This window comes from Paenibacillus sp. yr247, from assembly GCF_900103825.1.
Taxonomy (GTDB): domain Bacteria; phylum Bacillota; class Bacilli; order Paenibacillales; family NBRC-103111; genus Paenibacillus_E.
Genome location: NZ_FNIF01000028.1, coordinates 1 through 16,859, shown reverse-complemented (window position 1 = coordinate 16,859; position 16,859 = coordinate 1). Strand labels below are relative to the sequence as shown.

Sequence of the window (16,859 nt, the reverse complement as noted above, 5' to 3'; positions counted from 1 at the left end):
GGAGGTAAAAGACTTGCGTGTAGATCCTAATACTTTAGAGCTAACAGAAAAAGTTGTTAATATTAATCGCGTAGCTAAAGTAGTAAAAGGCGGACGTCGTTTCAGCTTCAGCGCACTTGTTGTCGTTGGCGATGGCAATGGCTGGGTTGGCGCAGGAATCGGTAAAGCTTCCGAAGTTCCTGATGCAATCCGCAAAGGTATTGAAGATGCGAAAAAGAACTTGATTCATGTTCCTATCGTAGGCACTTCGATTCCTCACCTCGTAACAGGTAAGTTTGGTGCAGGACGCGTTCTGTTAAAACCAGCTTCCCAAGGTACAGGAGTTATCGCAGGCGGACCAGTTCGTGCAGTTCTTGAACTTGCTGGTATCGGCGATATCTTAACAAAATCCCTGGGTTCATCGAACTCCATGAACATGGTTAACGCAACGCTTGAAGGCTTGAGCCGCTTGAAAAAAGCGGAAGAAGTTGCTAAGCTTCGCGGTAAAACTGTTCAAGAGCTATTAGGTTAGGAGGGGTAAACATGGCGAAACAATTACAAATTACCCTAAAACGCAGCCTGATTGGCCGTCCTGAAACGCAACGCGTTACTGTGAAAACACTTGGTCTGCGCAAGCTGCACCAAACTGTTCTTCATCAAGATAATGCTGCAATCAGAGGCATGGTTAATCAAGTGAGCCATTTGGTAGAAGTTAAAGAAATCGAAGCATAGTGCAAGATATTAAGATCTAGAGGAGGTGTGCAACGATGAAGTTACATGAGCTAAGTTCTGCTACTGGTTCTCGTCACACTCGTAAACGTGTTGGCCGTGGTACAAGTAGCGGCATGGGTAAAACATCAACTCGCGGACATAAAGGTCAAAACGCACGTTCCGGTGGAGGCGTTCGTCCTGGTTTCGAGGGTGGACAAAACCCGTTATACCGTCGTTTACCTAAACGTGGTTTCACGAACCGTTTCCGTACGGAGTATGCAATCGTGAATCTTGAAGATTTGAACAATTTCGCAGCTGGTACAGAAGTTACTCCGCAAGTTTTAATGGAGAATGGTATTGTTAAGGCTCCTAAAGATGGTATCAAGATTTTAGGAAACGGTGAAATCACAGTAAAATTAACCGTTAAAGCGAATAAGTTCTCTCAATCAGCGATTGAGAAAATCCAAGCTGCCGGCGGTCAAACCGAGGTGATTTAATGTTTAATACCATAGCCAACATCTTCAAGGTAGAAGATTTACGCAGAAGAATTTTATTTACGCTCATCTTGCTTATCGTCTACCGCTTAGGTGCCTTCATTCCGGTGCCTAACATTAATACAGATGTTCTGAAACTTCAAGACCAAGCGAATCAGAGCGATGTCTTTGGTTTGCTTAACACGTTTTCCGGCGGTGCGCTATTCCAGTTCTCCATCTTCGCGATGGGAATTATGCCTTACATCACAGCTTCTATCATCGTTCAGCTTTTGTCCATGGATGTAGTCCCGCGCTTTGCGCAATGGGCAAAAGAAGGTGATGTCGGAAGAAAGAAGATGACACAAGTTACTCGATACGGTACGATTGTTCTTGGTGTGATTCAAGCCTTTGGTCTTTCAATTGGGTTTAACCGCCTTTATAGCGGACTCGTGATTGATGCAGGTTTCACAACTTTTGCTTTAATCGCTATCGTACTGACTGCTGGTACAGCTTTCTTGATGTGGCTCGGTGAGCAAATCACGGAATATGGGATTGGCAACGGTATTTCCATTATCATCTTTGCAGGTATCGTCGCGGCGATTCCTACAAGCATTCAGCAAATCTACAAATCACTGTTTGCGACCGAAGGAGCTTTGTTCCTGAATATCGTGAAACTTATCATTATTGCTTTAGTTGTTATACTGATTATTGCCGGCGTCATATTTGTTCAACAAGGTGTTCGTAAGATACCTGTACAATATGCCAAACGCGTAGTTGGTCGTAAAATGTATGGTGGTCAAACCACTCACATTCCTCTTAAAGTGAATGCGGCTGGCGTTATCCCTGTAATCTTTGCACTATCGTTATTGATGTTTCCTCCTACCATTGCAAGTTACTGGAGAGGGAATGTAGTTGCAGAATGGATTATTAACAATTTAAGTATTAACCAAACTGCACCATTAGCGATTGTACTATACGTACTGCTGATTATTGGATTCACATACTTTTATACCTTCGTTCAAATTAATCCAGTTCAAATGGCTGATCAGATGAAGAAAAATGGCGGGTACATACCGGGGATTAGACCTGGTAAAACAACTTCTGTTTATCTGACTCGCGTAATGACTAGAATTACTCTTTCTGGAGCTCTGTTTCTTTCAGCAATCTCGATTCTTCCAATGTTATTTGGCGGACTTGCAGGTTTGCCTAGTTCGGTTCGGATTGGTGGTACATCTTTACTTATCGTAGTAGGCGTTGGTCTTGAGACGATGAAACAGATCGAGAGCCAATTGATTAAGCGGCATTACAAAGGTTTCATCAATAAATAGCTAATAGGTTCTGATGGGGCAAGTTCTGCGACATCGGCACCTATTGTGCTGTTCGTAATGCCGAGTGCGATGGGAGGTTTTAAAGTTGAACGTAATTTTTATGGGGCCTCCTGGTGCAGGCAAAGGTACGCAGGCTGAAAAGATCGTAAGTGAATTTCAAATTCCTCATATTTCAACTGGAGATGCATTTCGCTTGGCGATGAGTCAAGGGACACCACTTGGTGTTGAAGCCAAAGGCTATGTGGATAAGGGACTTCTTGTTCCTGATGAAATCACGAACGGTATTGTGAGAGAGCGACTTGCTCAACCTGACTGCGATAAAGGATTTTTGCTTGACGGGTTCCCGAGAACTGTAGCTCAAGCAGATGCATTAGCTGAAATCGTTGATTCCCTGGGCAAGAAGATTGATGTAGTAATCAATCTTTCCGTTGATCGCAGTTTCTTGCTTGCTCGACTAACCGGCCGAAGAATTTGTAAATCCTGTGGTGCTACGTATCATGTAATCTTCAACCCACCAAAGCAAGAAGGCGTATGCGATAAGTGTTCAGGTGAGTTGTACCAACGATCTGATGATACGGAAGAGAAGGTCGGAACGCGTTTGGATGAATACATCAATAAAACGGCTCCGCTGCTGGATTACTACCAAAAGAGGGAATTATTGCGTGAGGTTAACGGGGAACAAGACATTCATGCGGTAACCGAACAAATTAGCTCACTGCTACGAGGTCTAGCGTAATGATCATTTGTAAGTCCGAGGTTGAACTGGACCTAATGCGAGAAGCTGGTCGTATCGTAGCCGAAACGCACCGCTTATTGGCAAGGGCGATTCGTCCGAACATTACAACGAAAGAACTTGATCAGATCGCAGAGGAATTCATTCGCAGTCAGGGAGCGATTCCATCTTTCAAAGGCTATAACGGTTTTCCTGGAAGCATATGTGCTTCAGTCAACGAAGAATTAGTTCATGGTATTCCTGGTCCAAGAAAGCTGGCTGAGGGCGATATTATCAGTATAGATATTGGTGCTCAGTATAAAGGTTATCATGGAGATTCTGCTTGGACTTATCCTGTCGGTGAAATTTCTGAAACGGCCAAACGTTTGTTAGCCGTGACAGAACAATCACTGTATCGAGGCATAGCAGAAGCTAAACCGGATGCTAGACTCTACACGTTGTCGCATGCAATCCAAACTTGTATTGAAGACGCAGGCTTCTCCGTGGTTATAGAGTATGTCGGTCACGGTATCGGAACGGATCTTCACGAAGAACCGCAAATTCCGAATTACGGTGTGCCTGACAAAGGTCCTCGTCTCAAACCAGGCATGGTCCTAGCCATTGAACCCATGGTGGTCGTTGGCGAAAGATTTGTCCAAACACTCGAAGACGATTGGACAGTAGTCACTGCGGATCGTACGCTGTGTGCTCATTTTGAACATACGATTGCAATAACGGCTGCCGGTTATGAAATATTAACTTTGCCTAGATCGTAGGTGATATGAGTGGATAGTTTGATTCCGAAGGTGGGTCAAATCGTAAAGGTGCTTCGCGGTAGAGATCCCGGAGAATATGCGGTCGTGATTGGTATTGTCGATCATCGCTTTGTCTGGCTTGCAGACGGTGATAATCGCAAGTTCGATCAGCCGAAGAAGAAGAACCTGAATCATCTTCAATTACAAGAAACGATTAGCAGTGAAGTGGAGTCAAGCATTAGGGAAACAGGTCGTGTTACTAATGGAAAGTTGCGCTTCGCAATTGCCAAATTCGTTGAACTTATGCAAGATGAAGCACAAGAGAAAGGAGAATGACTGTGGCCAAAGAAGATGTAATTGAAGTAGAAGGTACAGTGATTGAACCTCTTCCGAATGCAATGTTTAAGGTTGAATTGGAAAATGGTCATAAAATCCTAGCCCATGTATCCGGTAAAATCAGAATGCACTTTATCCGCATTTTGCCTGGAGATAAGGTTACCGTAGAATTATCGCCTTATGATTTAACGAGAGGCCGTATAACCTACCGTTTTAAATAAATGTTCGGCTTACATGTAAGTTACTCTCTCAAGGCGTATGCTTACGAAGCAAGTTTTCTAACGAAAACGCAACATGGTGCTTACGATGCAAGATTTCTTGAAGAAATCTTTAAGGAGGGCTTAAAATGAAGGTAAGACCATCGGTTAAACCGATTTGCGAGAAATGTAAAGTTATTCGCCGTAAAGGTAATGTAATGGTAATTTGTGAAAATCCAAAGCATAAACAAAAACAAGGTTAAAAGGAGGTGCAATCTGTAGATGGCACGTTTAGCTGGAGTTGACTTACCTCGTGACAAACGAGTAGTAATCGCGTTGACTTACATTTTCGGTATCGGCACTACAACTGCTCAGAAAATCATCGCTTCCACAGGTATCGACGCTAGTACTCGCGTTCGCGACTTGACAGAAGATGAAGTGAGCAAGATCCGTGATGTAATTGACAAAACCCTTAAAGTAGAAGGCGATCTTCGCCGTGAAATTTCCCTAAACATCAAACGTCTAATCGAAATCGGATCCTACCGTGGTCTTCGTCACCGCCGTGGTCTTCCTGTTCGTGGACAACGTACTAAAACAAATGCTCGTACACGTAAAGGTCCTCGTCGTACGGTAGCTAATAAGAAGAAATAATAAAGGGGGTTAGACCTAATGGCAAAACCTAAAAAAGTAGTCCGTACGAAACGTCGTGACCGTAAAAATATTGAGACCGGAGTAGCACACATCCGTTCAACGTTTAACAACACGATCGTAACGATCACGGATCCTCATGGTAACGCAATTTCCTGGGCAAGTTCAGGAAACCTTGGATTCAAAGGTTCCCGTAAAAGCACACCATTTGCAGCGCAAATGGCAGCTGAAAAAGCAGCTAAAGCAGCTATGGAGCATGGCTTGAAAACTGTTGAAGTTATGGTTAAAGGACCAGGCGCTGGCCGCGAAGCAGCAATCCGCTCTTTGCAAGCAGCAGGTCTTGAAGTAAACCTGATTAAAGACGTGACTCCGGTTCCTCATAATGGCTGCCGTCCTCCAAAACGTCGTCGCGTATAATTCAGGATCACTTTGTAGTATAATTATTCCAAAATCGTGAATAATGGTTTGAAGGATAGGCATACTATGAAATTTTCAGGCGAAGTATCCAGAGGGAAACGACGTATTGAATGGAGGGTACATTTCATGATCGAAATCGAAAAGCCAAAAATAGAAACCGTAGCATTAAGTGAAGATGGCGCTTATGGTAGATTTATCATAGAGCCGTTGGAACGTGGCTATGGTACAACCTTAGGTAACTCACTACGTCGTATCTTACTGTCCTCTTTACCAGGGGCAGCTGTAACCTCTGTCCAAATCGATGGCGTTTTGCATGAGTTTTCAACGATTCCCGGCGTGCTTGAGGATGTAACGGAAATTATCCTCAATCTAAAAGGTCTCTCGTTGAAAATTCACTCCGACGAGGAGAAAGTGCTTGAAATTGATGCAGAAGGAGAAGGTAATATTACCGCGGCAGATATTCGTGGTGATAGTGATGTGGAGATTCTTAATCCGGATCTTCATATTGCTACCTTATCTCCCGATGCGCGTCTTCATATGAGGATTCATGCGGGCAGAGGTCGCGGTTACGTCCAATCGGACAAAAATAAGCATGAAGAACAGCCAATTGGTGTTATTCCAATTGATTCGATCTACACGCCTATTACTCGAGTAAACTACAGCATTGAGAATACTCGCGTCGGCCAAGTGACTAACTATGATAAGTTGACCCTCGAAGTGTGGACCGATGGAAGTATTCGACCAGAAGAAGCAGTGAGCTTGGGTGCCAAAATCTTAACAGAACATTTGCTCTTGTTCGTCGGTTTGACGGATGAAGCGAAGGATGCTGAGATTATGGTAGAGAAGGAAGAAGATAAGAAAGAGAAAGTTCTGGAGATGACAATCGAGGAACTTGATCTATCTGTTCGTTCTTACAACTGTCTCAAGCGTGCAGGGATTAACACCGTACAAGAGCTTATTACCAAAACAGAAGAAGACATGATGAAAGTTCGGAACTTAGGTCGCAAATCCCTTGAAGAAGTTCAAGAGAAACTCGAAGAGCTAGGTTTGGGTCTACGTACCGAGGAATAATCGTGTCAGAAGGAGGTTAATTCAATGAACTACAGGAAGTTGAACCGCGATTCCAGTAATCGTAAAGCATTATTCCGTGATCTGGTTACAGATCTGTTCATACATGAACGCATTCAAACTACAGAAGCAAAAGCAAAAGAAATTCGTTCCATCGCTGAGAAGTTAATCACTCTTGCGAAACGCGGAGATCTTCATGCACGCCGTCAGGTTGCTGCTTTTGTTCGTAGAGAAGCTGCAGATGAGAATCAAGATGCGATTCAAAAGCTGTTCTCTGAATTGGCTACTCGTTACTCCGAGCGTCCAGGTGGATACACACGTATCCTTAAACTGGGGCCACGCCGCGGTGACGCAGCACCAATGGTTTACCTAGAGCTAGTAGATCGCGCATAAAGACGGATGGGAAAGGGTGGACGGAATCACTAGATTCTGGTGAAGCCCTTTTTTTGCAGTCTTAGCCCGTTCTCTAGAAGTGAATTTAGCTAAGGCTAATCACTTAGATAGGAAGGATGACTCATGGAGGAACAAGCCTTGAGAAATCTACGTTTTACTATAAGCTATGATGGGACTGCATATTCAGGTTTTCAGATTCAGCCTAAAGCAGACACGATTCAACACCGTTTAGAACAGGCTGTTTTTATGTTAACGGGTGAGTCGGTGAAAGTTATCTCATCCGGGCGAACAGATGCTGGTGTACACGCGAAAGCACAAGTTATTAATTTCACCACGAATTCTAAGATACCAGTGGAACGTTGGTGTTTAGCTCTAAATGCTAGACTACCCAAGGATATCGTCGCACATACCGCGGAAGAAGTCCTTCTTTCCTTTCATTCTCGCAAAGCCGCGAAACGTAAGACTTACTGCTATACGATTCGCTCGGCGCGCTTCCCTGATGTCTTTCACCGCAACTTTGAATACCATCATCCTACGCATTTGAATGTGGAAGCCATGAGAGAGGCGCTCCCTTGCTTGCTAGGAGAGCATGATTTTACTTCGTTTTGTACGGTGAGAACGGATAAGGAAGTAAAGGTGAGAACTCTCTATGAGGTTCGTATGGAGATGGAAGCCGATGAGGTAATGGCGGCGGGAAAGGTTGCACGAATTCGTTTAATCGTGACGGGCAATGGCTTCCTTTACAACATGGTTAGGATTATTGCGGGAACGCTGATTCAGATCGGAGAAGGTAAGAGACCTAGCAGCGATATGCAGCGAATTCTTGAAGCTAGAGACCGAGGTCAGGCAGGTCCTACGGCCGAAGCTATGGGTTTAACGTTGTGGAAAGTTGACTATTAAAAAGCTCAAAACACTACTTGATTGTTCTCTTAGTTTCGTGTAAAATATAACTTGGCGTTTCGTGATCGGCTAACCCACAGCCCCTGATCACAAATTGCCATTAACCATCCATCGCTTATGTAAGTTAAACAACTATAATTATGTATTGAGATATATTTTTAGGAGGATTAAGCATGCGCACCACATATATGGCTAAGCCAAATGAAGTAGAGCGTAAATGGTACATTGTTGACGCTGCAGGCCAAACACTTGGCCGTCTTGCAAGTGAAGTTGCTAGCATTATCCGCGGTAAGCACAAACCGGAGTTTACTCCACACGTAGATACTGGCGATTTCGTTGTTGTTATCAATGCTTCCCAAATTAAGCTTACTGGTAAGAAAATGCAAAACAAAATGTACTACCGTCACTCTTTATACCAAGGTGGTTTAAAAGTGACTTCTGCTCAGGATCTGCTTAACAGCAAACCTGATCGCATGATTGAGTTTGCCGTACACGGTATGCTTCCTAAGAACCGTCTTGGCGACAGTTTGAAAACTAAGCTTAAAGTCTACGGTGGAGCAGAGCATCCACATCAAGCACAACTACCAGAAGTCTGGAATCTTCGCGGATAATATAAGGAGGACTGTTTCGTGGCACAAGTTCAATATTATGGAACGGGTCGTCGTAAACATTCGGTAGCGCGCGTGCGCCTAGTACCGGGTGAAGGACGCATCATTATCAATAAACGTGATCTAGACGAATATTTCGGTCTAGAAACTTTGAAGCTGATCGTTAAACAACCATTAGCATTAACTGAGACTGTCGGTAAATACGATGTTCTGGTTCTTGCAAATGGTGGTGGAATCAGCGGACAAGCTGGAGCAATTCGTCACGGGATTTCCCGCGCATTGCTAAAAGCTGATCCGGAATACCGTGGATCCTTGAAAAAAGCAGGATTCTTAACACGTGATTCCCGTATGAAAGAGCGTAAAAAATATGGATTGAAAGCCGCTCGTCGCGCTCCTCAATTCTCGAAACGTTAAGATTTTGCGCCTTTGGCGCTCAAGAGAAACCTTTTTGGCATTATGCCGGAAAGGTTTTTTCTTTTTGTCTAAAAAGAAGAGATTGGCCATTTACTTTTAAGGAATTCAAGAAAGTTAATACCAAAATGATAAAAAGTCATTGACACGAATAAGAACTCAGCTATAATTAAATATAAATCATACAATAACACTCGGAATTAAAATGTGGAGGTATTTACTATGAATCTCTTTGAAAAAGAAGCCTTTGTAACGAAAGCTGCAGAAGAATTCGAAAACCAATCGCCGGAAGCGATATTGAAACTTGCTGTTGAAACATTCCCAAGCTTAACGCTTGCATGCAGTTTTGGTGCTGAAGATGTTGTGCTTGTCGATATGCTGCAAAAAATTAATCCGAACGTAGATATTTTTTACTTGGATACGAACGTTCATTTCGCAGAAACGTATGAAACAAGAGATCGCCTAGAACAACATTATGGAACAAAATTCGTTCAAGTATTGCCTAAGTTTACACTTGACGAACAAGCTGAGAAATTCGGCGATGAGCTATGGAAAAGCGATGCTAACCAGTGCTGTAACATTCGTAAAGTAGATCCTTTAACGGATATTCTAAAAAATTATGACGCATGGATCACAGGTATCCGCCGCGATCAAGCGCCTACTCGTGCAAACGCGAAAAAAGTGGAGTATGACGTGAAATTTGGCTTGATTAAATTCAATCCGCTTGCTGGTTGGACATCTGAAGATGTATGGAATTACATTCGTGAAAACGATGTGATCTATAATCCCTTACATGATCGTAATTACCCAAGTATCGGTTGTACACACTGCACCCGCCCTGTAGCTGAGGGTGAAGACCCGCGTGCTGGTCGTTGGGCTAGTATCGAGAAAACAGAATGCGGACTTCATAAGTAATCATAGATATAGAAATCATGGAGGTACTACGAAATGACGACGATTATACCTCATGGCGGTGAGCTAGTTAACCGCTTGGTACCAGGAGAGCAGAGAGAAGAACTTCTCAAACGAGCAGCATTATTGAAACAAATACGTGTAAATACATGGACAATTTCCGACCTTGATCTTATTGCGGTAGGTGCTTTTTCACCATTAGTCGGGTTTCTTGATGAGGAAAACTACACATCCGTTGTAGAAACAATGCGTCTTTCTGATGGGACCGTATGGAGTATTCCGATAACATTATCTATTGATCCAGTAGTTGCAGCTTCCATTTCGATCGGTGAACAAGTAGCGCTTGTTGGTGAAGAAGATGGTGTGATTTATGCGATATTAGATGTAACCAGCATCTATACAGTAGATCAAACTAATGAAGCAATTAAGATCTTCAAAACAGATGATATGGCTCACCCTGGTGTAGATAAGCTGTTCTCGCGTTCTTCTACGAATATCGGAGGACCTATTCAGCTGGTTAACCGTCCAAAACCTAAGAAATTTGAAGAGTTTTACTTTGATCCATCTGAAACTCGTCGTATTTTTGCCGAAAAAGGTTGGAAAACCATTGTTGGCTTCCAAACACGTAATCCTGTCCATCGAGCTCATGAGTACATTCAAAAGTCAGCTATGGAAATCGTGGATGCTCTTTTCCTCAACCCGCTTGTAGGTGAGACTAAATCCGATGACATCTCAGCAGATGTTCGTATGAAAAGCTATCTTGTTTTGCTTGAGAACTATTATCCGAAGGATCGTACTTTCTTAGGTGTATACCCGGCTGCTATGCGTTATGCAGGGCCTCGTGAGGCGATTTTGCATGCTATTGTGCGTAGGAATTATGGTTGTACGCATTTCATCGTAGGACGGGATCACGCGGGTGTTGGTGATTATTATGGTACCTATGAAGCACAAGAAATTTTCAGTAATTTTACTGCTGAAGAAATCGGAATTATGCCATTGTTCTTTGAACATAGCTTTTTTTGTACCAAATGTGGGAATATGGCTTCTAGCAAAACGTGTCCTCATGATAAATCCCATCATATGCATCTCTCGGGTACAAAGGTTCGTGGATTACTCAGAGACGGTCAATGCCCGCCTCCGGAGTTTACTCGTCCCGAGGTTGCGGAAGTTCTTATTGAAGGTCTAAGAGACCCTGAATATCAAGTATAAGCATGGTATATTTGTCCACCCTGTCCCATATAGATGTTACAGAGTCTATGGGGAACAGAGGTGGATTTTTTATGCGTAAAAGGAAGAAGAGGCTGGTCGTCTGGCTGACTTTTCACAGTAGTCTTAAGCTTGTTCTCTCCACTTTGTTGGTCGCACTTGTAGTTTTCATCTACGCCTATGAACTGCCGGCGACGAAAACATGGTCGGAGTGGAATTTACCATTGTCGGGTAAAACGATTGCTCTTGATGCAGGGCATGGTGGACCTGATGGTGGTGCTTCCAGTAAGGAAGGGGTTATTGAGAAGGATATTAATTTAGCGATCACACTCCAGCTGCGTGATTATTTACAGCAGGCCGGTGCGCTAGTCATTATGACAAGGGAAACGGATACAGACTTGGCTGAACCGGGTACAAAAGGTTACAGTAAAAGAAAAACAGAAGATCTCCACAATCGTGCCGATCTCATCAATGAAAAAAATGCAGATATGTTTCTTAGTGTCCATTTGAACAGTATACCTTCTTCGAAGTGGAAAGGCGCACAAACGTTCTATTATACAAATAATCCTAACAATCCTAATTTAGCGTCACTTATTCAGCTGGAATTAAAGAGAAACCTAGAAAATACCGATCGTGTTGCCAAACAGGCTGACAAGACCGTTTACTTATTAAAATCGTTAAAAATTCCTAGTGCTCTTGTAGAAGTGGGTTTCCTTTCAAATCCGGAGGAAGCAAGATTGCTTGCTAATGAAAAATACCAGAAGATGGTGGCAGCATCTATCTATCAAGGTGTTTTAAGATTTTATGCTGGGGAAAAAGTTGGTTCTTGATCATAATGTGATATAATTAAAGCCACAAATACGATGTCTGAATAAAGGTGTGGTGTGGCTATGATAAATAAAGATCAGCTATTTGAAGCTTTAAGACCTCTTATGGAACCTCATTTCAACAAAAGTGTTGTAGAGTTGAATTTAGTCAGAGATATTTTATTTAAAGAAGCTAATGTTTCTCTAAGCTTAATCGTTGCAACAGAAGATGAGGCGTACAAAGAAAAAGCTAAGGCTTACATTCAACAGGCTTTAGAAACTTTGGGTGTGGCTCAAGTACATATTCGTTTCAGACTTATGACAGAGTATGAGAGCAACCAGATCAAAGAGTTGGTTCAACCGGCTGCAGCGGAGCAAAAGAAATCCAAACAAGTCCAACCGCCAATTGAGCAACCGATACTGGGGGAATCTTCCAAAGTTGAATTTATAGCAATTGCAAGTGGAAAGGGTGGTGTGGGTAAATCGACAGTAACTGTTAATTTAGCCGTTGCCTTAGCCCGTAAAGGTAAAAAAGTAGGAATCATTGATGCGGATATATACGGCTTTAGTATCCCTGATATGATGGGTATCGAGGAGCAGCCGAAGCTTGTCGATAACGTGATCATGCCCGTCGAGAAGTTTGGTGTTAAAGTGATTTCCATGGGCTTCTTCGTTCAAGATAACGCACCTGTGGTTTGGCGTGGGCCTATGCTTGGAAAAATGCTGCGCAACTTCTTCAATGAAGTTAATTGGGGAGATGTAGAATACATACTTCTTGATCTGCCTCCTGGTACAGGGGACGTTGCCTTAGACGTGCATCAGCTAATCCCTCAAAGTAAAGAAGTGATTGTAACTACGCCGCATGCGACAGCAGCCTTTGTAGCGGCTAGAGCAGGGGCAATGGCTATTCAAACGAACCATGAAATTCTAGGTATCATTGAGAATATGTCCTACTATGAATGCAAAGAATGCGGCAGCAAAGATTTCATATTCGGTAAAGGTGGAGGAGCTAAACTGGCGGAAGATCTGCACAGTGATTTATTAGCGCAAATTCCATTGGGTGCTCCTGATAATCATATTTCGGAAATTGATTATTCCCCATCCGTCTACAAACAAGATTCGAAGGCTGGACAAATCTATTTGGACATGGCCGCGAGTATCATCACGAAATTAGAAATGTAAATAGAAAAGGGCATATGGAGGGAAAATCCACATGCCCTATTTTCTGTGCTATTAAGAATCAGATGAACTTGAATCTTTCTTTTTCTTGTCATCTTGCTTTTCTGAGTCTCCTGAATCACTTTTATCATCCTTCTTTTTGTCTCCGCCGCTATCTTCGCCGCTGTCTCCGCCACCTCCTCCTTTGTCTCCGCCGCTATCGCTTTTCTTCTGGCCGCTATCGCTTTTCTTCTGATCACTTTTAGCCGTAGGCATCTGCTCAGGCTTACTTTGCTGTGCTATGGCCGACTTAAGCAGCTCTACCATGTGTGCACGGAATAGAGGGCTCTGTATCGATTCTTCCATCACCGTCATCATTTGCTGGCGATAGGCGGCAGTTTTCATGATATCGAGTATCATCTTCTCATAATCAGGGTTCTTCATGACATCAATGAGCGCTTTTTGATATTCGGGGTCTTTTAAAAGCTCTTTGAACATCTGCTTGGTTTCTTTTTGAATAGCTTTAGCAAAATCGCCGGCAAATTTAGGGTCCTTCATCATATCTGAGAGAAATTTATTATTCTCTTTTGCAGTGAGAACGTCTTTGACCGCCATTTGCAGCTGTAAAGATTCATTCGCAGAGAGAAGCTTGATTTGAGATTGCCCAGCGAAACTATTGGACCCCACATCACCATTCATTATGCTGCGGTTTGCAGCGCTAATTGCCTTCTTCCCATCATCTGACTTCAAAATATCAAGAATCATTGTCTTTTGTTCTTTATACGTATTGGCTTGAGATTGACCTTGAGATGATTTATCGGATCCACATGAAGAGAGAAGTAAGGCAACAGAAATGAACAGTAGAACTTGAAGCTTTATTGACCTTCTTTTAAACATAAGAACATGCTCCCCTTCCCTAGCTTAATAGTGTTAGTATGTGTGGTTAGGGACAGATTATAAGGACCATTCGTTGGCTTTTTATCTCAAACGTTGGTACAATTAACAATTAGAGTTGAAGTGTGGAGGTAATGATCTTGACGTTGCGTAAATGGTTTCACTTATTTTGGACAACATTATTATTAGGAATGATTGTATCTATAGGTATTGGACTCATTTTACAATATTCCGACAAAGAGTTTTCGGTTATGGGGTTATCGGCAGTAGGATTTAATGTATTGAATATGTTACTTGGTGGTGCGACAATAAGCGTACTGAGTCAAATGGGCTTTTTTGCTTACCTGATTGTCAGGTTCATCGCTGCAGGAATCATTCGGTCTAGGACAATATGGGATCTTTTACAATTAACCGTTGTCATTGTTGTTCTGTTTGACCTCGTTTATCTCAGGATGACTAATTTTGAGGGTACAGAATCAGTGTTCAGTTACTCTGTATTACCTGTTATTATATTGATTATTTCTTTGGCTGTTGCTTATTGGAAGGTGAAGATGACGAATCGGAATGCCTTTATCCCGACTTTGTTCTTCATGTGTGCAGTATCCGTACTTGAGGCCGTACCTGCACTAAAGTTAGATAATGCAGCATCAAGTCTGTTTATGTTGGCCCCGCTGCTCGTATGCAATGCATGGCAAATTCTGATTTTACATAAAATATTGGATAACAAAAAGAGCTAATAGCATTAGCTCTTTTTTAAATATAAGCAAGGCTTATTAATGAATTTGTTTCATCGTGCGGTCTTCTACCGGAGTCGTCTCCACCTGGGTTTGTTTAATTAATTCACTTACCGTGACGAATTCATATCCCTTAGATCTCAACTGATCTATGATAACCGGTAAGGCTTCATGTGTTTGTTGGGATGAATCGCTGGCATGCAGTAAAACAATATCTCCTGGATGTGCTTTCGTTATTACGCGGTTAATAATCGTATCAACACCCTTGTTCAACCAATCTTGAGAGTCAGTGTCCCATTGAATAACAGAATAACCCAAGTCATCAGCAATTCGGAGCACGCGTTTGTCAAAATCACCATTAGGTAAGCGGATGAGGTTTGGCTCTTTTCCGATCAATTCCGTTAATATACCATGTGCTGTAGTTATTTGTTTACGTATTTCCTCATCACTTAGTGTGCTGTAATTGTCATGTTTGTTGCCATGACTGCCAATTTCAAATCCATTCTTCTTAATTTGTTCTACAATCTCCGGATGACTCTTGCTCCAGGGAGAAGAGAGGAAGAAGGTGGCATCATTTACGCCTTTATCCTTAAGAATCCTCAAAATTGGTTCAGCCCGCTTTTCGCCCCAAGAAATATCAAAGGTCAGTGCAATAACTTTTCTCTCGGTTTGTACGCTATAAATAGCCGATGGTTCTGCGTTGGAAAAGACCGATACATTGCTTTGCTCCGAATAGACAATAGCTGCTGCGAATACGATGGCAAGAGCAATAAATACATATTGTTTAAATTTACGAGCGTTTACAACGAAAAAATAGTTCATGAATAGCTTGTACCTCCTTATGCCTTACATACGGGTAAGGCTTGTATACTCTTTAGTAAGTAATGTATGCTCGTACACACGGTACTTATGCTTCCGAAATTGGAGGAAAAATGAAAATGACATTCAAACCATTGCTCCAACATTTTAAAGAAATGAAACATTATTTCATCGTAGTCGTTTTAGTATTTGGGTTCAGTTTTTATTTAGGTTGGGCGAACTCTGATCAATTTTCACATTTTTTGGAAGGACAGCTGCAAGGACTTAAATCATTAAGTCAATCACTTAGCAGCAAGGATCATCCGCAATTCTGGTTTTTCTTCATTATTTTTCTAAATAATGCAATAAAATCAATAACCATCATATTTCTTGGACTACTTTTAGGCGTACCGCCACTTTTTATGTTAGTTGCAAATGGAATGATACTTGGATATGTACTCTCACTACAAACGCATGAAAGCACAATGGCTATCGTTCTTAAGGGGATCCTTCCGCATGGCATTATAGAAATTCCGGTTATTTTAATTGCATGTGCGTATGGACTTAAACTGGGTATGTTGGTCTGGAAGTCCGGTGCTCAGCTCTTCATACCAGTTAAAGCCAGAACCGCTCGTGCAGAACTAGTGAAAACACTCCATCTAACAAAACCATTGCTCGTGTCTATTGTCGCACTATTGCTGCTCGCAGCAATCATTGAAAGTACACTTACATACTGGTTGGTGCATCTGTAAAATTTTTTCAGAATGTTTGTCATAAAAATGGCAAAATCTGAGCATAACAGTAAAGCAGTAGGGAGGGCGGGCGAAGTTGTTGGTCTGCCACTTCTTTAAATCAAACTGTTAGCGCCATAAATCTCTACCGTCGAGAGGGGTTTGGATGGATGTATGCTCGGATTTTTGTTCAATGATCGCGAATGCAGAGAGTTGGATTATGTGCTTCGGAAAGAATTAGATGAAATGTTGTTCGATCTCAATGACAAAAGAATTGATCAAGAGATCAAAGGGGCTATAGAATCCAGATATAAAGTGATCTTTAGGATGTATGCTCGCTTAGCTACACCAAAGGAAATATCGAAATATGCCAGAAATCGTAATTATCAAGCTCAAAAAAAATAGGGGGTATGTGCTTGACGTACCCTCTCTTTCTGTGTTATTTTATAACTCGCCCCTTTGATAAGAAGGACACGCAAGTTATTTGAGAAGACAAACCTTTAAAAACTTTTTCAAAAAAGACTTGCAATCGACTAGGTCAATGTGGTATATTAAAAAAGTCGCCGCTAAACAGATGGTGATGAAATACGAAAGAAATTGATCTTTGAAAACTGAACAACGAGTGAGTAAGCACGGTCGAGTAATCGACCAAAAAGAGATTGTAAAATCTCGCTAGCAACGCAA

At 42.2% G+C, this 16,859-nt stretch carries 25 protein-coding genes; 23 read left to right on the top strand and 2 right to left on the bottom strand.

Annotation, left to right across the window (positions count from 1 at the left end):
* Positions 1 to 13 precede the first annotated feature (13 nt).
* The 20 genes from rpsE to BLT91_RS26120 all read left to right on the top strand — a co-directional run bounded on the left by rpsE (position 14) and on the right by BLT91_RS26120 (position 13,042).
* A complete protein-coding gene (rpsE, locus tag BLT91_RS26215; protein ID WP_029196451.1) occupies positions 14 to 511 on the top strand; it encodes a 30S ribosomal protein S5 in 498 nt (165 codons plus the stop codon).
* A gap of 11 nt (positions 512 to 522) precedes the next feature.
* A complete protein-coding gene (gene rpmD / locus BLT91_RS26210; protein WP_079417994.1) occupies positions 523 to 711 on the top strand; it encodes a 50S ribosomal protein L30 in 189 nt (62 codons plus the stop codon).
* 35 nt (positions 712 to 746) lie between these two features.
* On the top strand, positions 747 to 1,187 hold the full coding sequence (gene rplO / locus BLT91_RS26205; RefSeq protein ID WP_090826695.1) for a 50S ribosomal protein L15: 441 nt from the start codon (positions 747 to 749) through the stop codon (positions 1,185 to 1,187).
* Positions 1,187 to 2,491, top strand: coding sequence for a preprotein translocase subunit SecY (secY, locus tag BLT91_RS26200; RefSeq protein ID WP_090826693.1), 1,305 nt, complete (start codon positions 1,187 to 1,189; stop codon positions 2,489 to 2,491). Before rplO ends, secY begins: the two co-directional genes overlap by 1 nt.
* An 85-nt stretch (positions 2,492 to 2,576) precedes the next feature.
* Entirely contained in the window at positions 2,577 to 3,227 is a 651-nt protein-coding gene (locus BLT91_RS26195; protein ID WP_090826691.1) for an adenylate kinase, read from the top strand.
* Positions 3,227 to 3,979 (top strand): type I methionyl aminopeptidase, encoded by a 753-nt coding sequence (gene map / locus BLT91_RS26190; RefSeq protein ID WP_090826689.1) that lies wholly within the window; start codon positions 3,227 to 3,229, stop codon positions 3,977 to 3,979. Before BLT91_RS26195 ends, map begins: the two co-directional genes overlap by 1 nt.
* 9 nt (positions 3,980 to 3,988) lie before the next feature.
* On the top strand, positions 3,989 to 4,294 hold the full coding sequence (locus BLT91_RS26185; protein ID WP_090826687.1) for a KOW domain-containing RNA-binding protein: 306 nt from the start codon (positions 3,989 to 3,991) through the stop codon (positions 4,292 to 4,294).
* A gap of 2 nt (positions 4,295 to 4,296) precedes the next feature.
* Complete coding sequence (gene infA, locus BLT91_RS26180; protein WP_009676800.1) at positions 4,297 to 4,515, top strand: translation initiation factor IF-1; 219 nt, start codon at positions 4,297 to 4,299, stop codon at positions 4,513 to 4,515.
* Between the two features lie 125 nt (positions 4,516 to 4,640).
* Positions 4,641 to 4,754: a 50S ribosomal protein L36 gene (gene rpmJ / locus BLT91_RS26175; RefSeq protein WP_003333770.1), complete on the top strand. Its 114-nt coding sequence runs from the start codon at positions 4,641 to 4,643 to the stop codon at positions 4,752 to 4,754.
* A gap of 19 nt (positions 4,755 to 4,773) precedes the next feature.
* Entirely contained in the window at positions 4,774 to 5,142 is a 369-nt protein-coding gene (gene rpsM, locus BLT91_RS26170) for a 30S ribosomal protein S13 (RefSeq protein ID WP_028557471.1), read from the top strand.
* An 18-nt stretch (positions 5,143 to 5,160) separates the two neighbouring features.
* Positions 5,161 to 5,556: a 30S ribosomal protein S11 gene (rpsK, locus tag BLT91_RS26165; RefSeq protein ID WP_079417968.1), complete on the top strand. Its 396-nt coding sequence runs from the start codon at positions 5,161 to 5,163 to the stop codon at positions 5,554 to 5,556.
* Between the two features lie 126 nt (positions 5,557 to 5,682).
* Entirely contained in the window at positions 5,683 to 6,627 is a 945-nt protein-coding gene (locus BLT91_RS26160; RefSeq protein ID WP_090826685.1) for a DNA-directed RNA polymerase subunit alpha, read from the top strand.
* A gap of 24 nt (positions 6,628 to 6,651) precedes the next feature.
* The gene (gene rplQ, locus BLT91_RS26155) at positions 6,652 to 7,017 is read left to right on the top strand and encodes a 50S ribosomal protein L17 (RefSeq protein WP_047683156.1); all 366 of its coding nucleotides are present in this window, start codon (positions 6,652 to 6,654) and stop codon (positions 7,015 to 7,017) included.
* Between the two features lie 138 nt (positions 7,018 to 7,155).
* On the top strand, positions 7,156 to 7,917 hold the full coding sequence (truA, locus tag BLT91_RS26150; RefSeq protein ID WP_090826760.1) for a tRNA pseudouridine(38-40) synthase TruA: 762 nt from the start codon (positions 7,156 to 7,158) through the stop codon (positions 7,915 to 7,917).
* 173 nt (positions 7,918 to 8,090) lie between these two features.
* A complete protein-coding gene (gene rplM / locus BLT91_RS26145) occupies positions 8,091 to 8,528 on the top strand; it encodes a 50S ribosomal protein L13 (protein ID WP_029196440.1) in 438 nt (145 codons plus the stop codon).
* An 18-nt stretch (positions 8,529 to 8,546) separates the two neighbouring features.
* Positions 8,547 to 8,939 (top strand): 30S ribosomal protein S9, encoded by a 393-nt coding sequence (gene rpsI, locus BLT91_RS26140; protein WP_090826682.1) that lies wholly within the window; start codon positions 8,547 to 8,549, stop codon positions 8,937 to 8,939.
* Between the two features lie 219 nt (positions 8,940 to 9,158).
* Entirely contained in the window at positions 9,159 to 9,851 is a 693-nt protein-coding gene (locus BLT91_RS26135) for a phosphoadenylyl-sulfate reductase (RefSeq protein WP_090826680.1), read from the top strand.
* Positions 9,852 to 9,884: 33 nt separating this feature from the next.
* Positions 9,885 to 11,057, top strand: coding sequence for a sulfate adenylyltransferase (gene sat / locus BLT91_RS26130; protein ID WP_090826679.1), 1,173 nt, complete (start codon positions 9,885 to 9,887; stop codon positions 11,055 to 11,057).
* Between the two features lie 71 nt (positions 11,058 to 11,128).
* Positions 11,129 to 11,884, top strand: coding sequence for an N-acetylmuramoyl-L-alanine amidase CwlD (gene cwlD / locus BLT91_RS26125; protein ID WP_090826676.1), 756 nt, complete (start codon positions 11,129 to 11,131; stop codon positions 11,882 to 11,884).
* Positions 11,885 to 11,944: 60 nt separating this feature from the next.
* Entirely contained in the window at positions 11,945 to 13,042 is a 1,098-nt protein-coding gene (locus tag BLT91_RS26120; protein ID WP_090826674.1) for an Mrp/NBP35 family ATP-binding protein, read from the top strand.
* Positions 13,043 to 13,093: 51 nt separating this feature from the next.
* Here BLT91_RS26120 and gerD read toward each other — a convergent pair whose 3' ends face one another.
* A complete protein-coding gene (gene gerD / locus BLT91_RS26115) occupies positions 13,094 to 13,915 on the bottom strand; it encodes a spore germination lipoprotein GerD (RefSeq protein ID WP_090826672.1) in 822 nt (273 codons plus the stop codon).
* A gap of 137 nt (positions 13,916 to 14,052) precedes the next feature.
* On the opposite strand from gerD, the gene BLT91_RS26110 reads away from it, so the two are divergent.
* A complete protein-coding gene (locus BLT91_RS26110) occupies positions 14,053 to 14,649 on the top strand; it encodes a KinB-signaling pathway activation protein (RefSeq protein WP_090826670.1) in 597 nt (198 codons plus the stop codon).
* A gap of 36 nt (positions 14,650 to 14,685) precedes the next feature.
* Here the strand turns inward: BLT91_RS26110 and pdaB are convergent, their stop codons facing one another.
* Positions 14,686 to 15,468 (bottom strand): polysaccharide deacetylase family sporulation protein PdaB, encoded by a 783-nt coding sequence (pdaB, locus tag BLT91_RS26105; RefSeq protein ID WP_090826668.1) that lies wholly within the window; start codon positions 15,466 to 15,468, stop codon positions 14,686 to 14,688.
* 116 nt (positions 15,469 to 15,584) lie between these two features.
* On the opposite strand from pdaB, the gene BLT91_RS26100 reads away from it, so the two are divergent.
* Both BLT91_RS26100 and BLT91_RS26095 read left to right on the top strand, forming a co-directional pair.
* A complete protein-coding gene (locus BLT91_RS26100) occupies positions 15,585 to 16,196 on the top strand; it encodes a stage II sporulation protein M (RefSeq protein WP_175532534.1) in 612 nt (203 codons plus the stop codon).
* A gap of 153 nt (positions 16,197 to 16,349) precedes the next feature.
* A complete protein-coding gene (locus tag BLT91_RS26095; protein ID WP_090826664.1) occupies positions 16,350 to 16,580 on the top strand; it encodes a hypothetical protein in 231 nt (76 codons plus the stop codon).
* Positions 16,581 to 16,859: the final 279 nt, after the last annotated feature.